The 4,140-nt window shown below is 47.2% G+C and carries 3 protein-coding genes; all 3 read left to right on the top strand.

Annotated elements, in window-relative coordinates:
- A partial coding sequence (locus tag QUA45_RS28125; protein ID WP_333223175.1) for a condensation domain-containing protein occupies positions 1–1,971 on the top strand: 1,971 nt, incomplete at its 5' end.
- Positions 1,972–1,977: 6 nt separating this feature from the next.
- Positions 1,978–3,396 carry a condensation domain-containing protein gene (locus tag QUA45_RS28120; protein WP_333223173.1) on the top strand — a complete coding sequence of 473 codons (1,419 nt, stop codon included), beginning with the start codon at positions 1,978–1,980 and terminating at the stop codon, positions 3,394–3,396.
- Between the two features lie 31 nt (positions 3,397–3,427).
- A partial coding sequence (locus tag QUA45_RS28115) for an aminotransferase class III-fold pyridoxal phosphate-dependent enzyme (RefSeq protein WP_333223171.1) occupies positions 3,428–4,140 on the top strand: 713 nt, incomplete at its 3' end.

Below are 4,140 nucleotides of genomic sequence, written 5' to 3'. Positions count from 1 at the left end.
ATCGGGCGAATTGACAATCAAGTAAAAATCCGGGGCTTCCGCATTGAATTGGGAGAAATTGAGGCAGCGTTAGGGCAGCACCCAGATATCGCGCAGGCTGTAGTGGTGGCGCGGGAAGATGCGCCTGGTGAAAAGCGCGTCGTGGCTTATTTTGTTTCTCATCAGAAACAAGCACCAAGCAGCAGCGAACTTCGCCGTTTTTTAGCGACAAAATTGCCTGAGTACATGGTGCCTTGGGCTTTTGTAACGCTCAAAAGTTTGCCTTTAACTCCTAACGGAAAAGTAGACCGGCGATCGCTCCCAGAACCCGACAGTGCCAGAGCGAAATTAGAAGGAACTTTCGCAGAACCTCGCACGCCTGCCGAGGAAACTATCGCCCAAATTTGGGGGCAAATGCTAAAGGTCGAAAAAGTAGGAATTTATGATAACTTTTTCGAGTTAGGCGGAGATTCGATATCAAGCATTCGCATCGTCGCCAAAATCAATCAAGCCGGCTTGCGCGTGACGCCCAAACAACTGTTTGAGTGTCCCACTGTGGCGGAGCTTGCAGCGGTTGCAAGCACAATTGAGACGCCTGAAAAACTGCTGCCTATTCTCCCCATACAGCAGGAATTTTTAGGAGAAAAAATTTCCGGTAAATGCCAGAGCTTTTTATTTAAAACCGACTCGGCAATCGCTCCTGAACTATGGCAGCAAGCGGTGCAAAAATTGCTCGATCGCCACGACATTCTTCGCCTGCGATTTCTCCATACTGAATCGGGCTGGCAGCAAATGTATGGTAGTTTAGATGAAATTCAAACAAAACCTTTCTCATACATCGATTTATCGGCGTTGCCAGCGAGCGAAGGAGAAATTACTTTAGAAAGAACTGCCACCGAGCTCAAAGAAAGTTTGAATCCAGCCGAGGGAATTCTCTGGCGAGTGGCTTTGTTTAACCAGGGAAAGGATCGGCCCAATAGCCTGCTATTAACGATTCATCAACTGGTGGCAGATAGCGTTTCCTGGCAAATTTTGCTAGAGGAACTTTCTGCGGCGATCGCGCAGATGAGTCAGGGCAAATCCGTAGAATTACCGCCCACAACAGCAACTTTTAAACGGTGGTCAGAATTTCTGCAAGAGTACGCCAAATCGCCACAAATTCAGCAAGAGCGAGATTACTGGCTCGCTGGGCGTCAAGAAGTATCGAAACTGCCCGTTGATTCTCCAAGCCATGATGAGGCGAGCATTGTATTAGTTTTGCTCGATGTTGAAGAAACTCACACTTTACTGCAAAAAGTGCCAGCAGCTTATGGAACCCAAACGAGCGAAGTATTGCTGACTGCATTGGTGCAAACTTTTAATCAATGGACGAAAGCGGATTCCTTGCTGGTGGATTTGTCGGCTTCGGGGCGAGAAATTTTTGCCAAAGATATCGATTTGTCGCGCACTATTGGCTGCTTTACGGCGATTTTCCCGGTGCAGCTCATTCTCAAGGGCATCTCTGGGCCTGGGGAAGCTTTAAAGGCGATTAAAGAGCAGGTGCGGGGCGTACCCAATCGAGGCGCTGGCTTTGGGGTACTGCGCTATTTGGGCGATGACGCAGAAGTAGCGGCGCACCTGCAAGCCTTGGATCGATCGCCGATTAGATTTAACTACCGCGAGCAATTCGATCCGATTTTGGCTGAATCTTTTGCCTTTGAGCTAGTAGAAAGCGATCGCAGCAGCCTGCTAGGAAATCGGCGCTATCCGATCGAAATTGACTCCGGCGTGCGAGAAAATAGGCTGCAACTAGAGTGGAGGTATAGCTCCGCAGCCTACCGGCGAACCACTATCGAAAAACTAGCTAAAGATTTTGTGGATAATTTGCGATCGCTTGCTGCCCACTGTCAGGCTGCTGAAGCAGGAACCTACACGCCTTCTGACTTCCCAAAAGCAAATTTGAGTCAAAAAGACCTCGATCGCTTCTTAGCGAAAATCAACCAACGCAAGTAAAAATTCATGCAAGTAGAAAACATTGAGGATATTTACGAACTTTCGCCGATTCAGAAAGGCATTCTTTTTCATAGCTTATTCGCTCCGGAATTGGGACTGTATTTTTTCCAAATGCCCTTTTTGTTGCGGGGCAATCTCAACGTTGACGCTTTCTCTAGCGCTTGGGAGCAAGTAGCGAACCGGCACGCGAGTTTGCGGACAGGCTTTTTCTGGCAAGATATCAACAAACCGTTACAAGTTGTATATCAGCAAGTAACAGTTCCCTTAGAGCAATTCGACTGGCGGGGGCTAAATCCTGGGGAACAGGAGGAGCAATTAAATACTTTTCTGGATAGCGATCGCGCCTTAGGGTTCGACCTTTCCCAAGAGTGTTTGATGCGCCTGACTTTGTTTCGCCTCGCTGACAACTGTTACCAATTTATTTGGAGCAGACATTTTATTGTGATGGATGGGTGGTCAATCCCCACGATACTCGCGGAAGTGCTTCAAATTTACGAGGCGATTTGTGAGGGGAAAAAGGTAAATTTAGCGCCCAGCATTCCCTACCGAGACTACATAGAATGGTTGCAAAAGCAAGATGTAGCGAAAGCCCAGACGTATTGGAGGCAAGCGATCGGAGAATTGCGATCGCCTACTTCCCTCACCAATCTAGATGCTAGCAGCGCCTTCAATTCCGAGGAAAAATACGACGAACAGAGAATCTATTTATCGCCAGAAACTACAGCAGCGCTGCAAACTTTTTCGCGGCAGCACCAGCTTACATTGAGTACAATCTTTCAGGGAGCATGGGCGATGCTGCTCAGTTACTACAGCGGCGATCGCAAAGTCGTCTACGGATGTACGGTGGCGGGACGCCCAGTAGAATTACTACAAGACGAGCCGCTAATTGGGCTATTTGTTAACAGCTTGCCCGTATGGATCGAGGTAGCTTCTGACCAATCTCTGCTAGTTTGGCTGAGGCAGCTTCAAGAACAATTACTGGAAATGCGCCAGTACGAGTGGAGTCCGCTAGTTGATATTCAAGGGTGGAGTCAAGTGCCGCGAAGCAAGCCTTTGTTCGAGAGTATCTTGGTGTATGAAAACGCGCCTGTGGATTCACTCTTGGAAAAATGGGAAGGCAGTCTAGAAATCTCGAACTCGACGATTTTCTCCAATGCGCCGAATTTTTACAAGACTAACTATCCCCTGACTGTTGCCGTGTATCCGGATCTCAAGTTCTGCATCGGCATCAATTACGATTTCCGCCGCTTCGAGCTAGCCACAATTACTCACATTCTGGAGGATTTTGACAGATTGATTCAGGGCATCTTGGCGCAACCAAACGCGCTCCTGAAGAACTTGCTGTTGCCGATCGATCGCGAGTATCCCATGACGTTAAGTCTGGAAAGAGAAGTAACGTTTAGTTTTGAATTGTCCGCCGCGTAACTAACAAATTAACTAGAGTGAGAAAGTTGCCATGCATCGCATCGCCCTACAAAAGCCAAGTCAGCCAGCAAATATTTTTGAAATTCGCGAGTCTAATGTCAGAAGCTATTGCAGAAATTTTCCTGATATATTCCATCGGGCAAAAGATTCTATCATATATTCCGAAACAGGAGCGGAATATATCGATTTTTTAGCAGGGGCAGGGGCGCTGAATTACGGGCACAACAATGACTATATCAAGCATAAAGTAATAGCGTATCTGGAATCGGACGCGATCGCGCACGGATTAGATATGCACACCTCAGCCAAAAAAGAATTTTTAGAAAAATTCTTTTCGTCTGTCTTAGAACCTAAAAAACTGGATTATAAAGTTCAGTTTTGCGGCCCAACGGGAACAAATGCCGTTGAAGCGGCTTTGAAATTAGCCAGAAAAATCAAGAAAAGACCGGGCATTTTCTCATTCATGGGAGCCTATCACGGCATGACGTTAGGCAGTTTAGCTGCGACTGGCAATATTGCCGCGAGAGAGGGGGCCGGCGTAACCTCAAATAATGTAACTTTTATGCCCTATCCCTATGGGTTCATGGAAAGTTTTAATACTATCGGTTATATCGAAGCAGTCCTAAATGATGTCAATTCTGGAATCGAAAAACCAGCGGCAATTATTTTTGAAACGGTGCAAGCTGAAGGGGGAGTAATTGTCGCGCCCGTCGAGTGGATGCAACAACTCAGAGACTTGTGCTC

The organism is Microcoleus sp. Pol12A5 (assembly GCF_036701435.1).
Lineage (GTDB): Bacteria > Cyanobacteriota > Cyanobacteriia > Cyanobacteriales > Microcoleaceae > Microcoleus.
Note: the sequence above shows the minus strand (reverse complement) of the source record. Positions and strands in the feature narration are given on the sequence as shown.

What these genes read in the sequence shown, in the direction of transcription:
- QUA45_RS28120 (WP_333223173.1), top strand. Translation starts at nt 1,978, where the DNA reads ATGCAAGTAGAAAACATTGAGGATATTTACGAACTTTCGCCGATTCAG.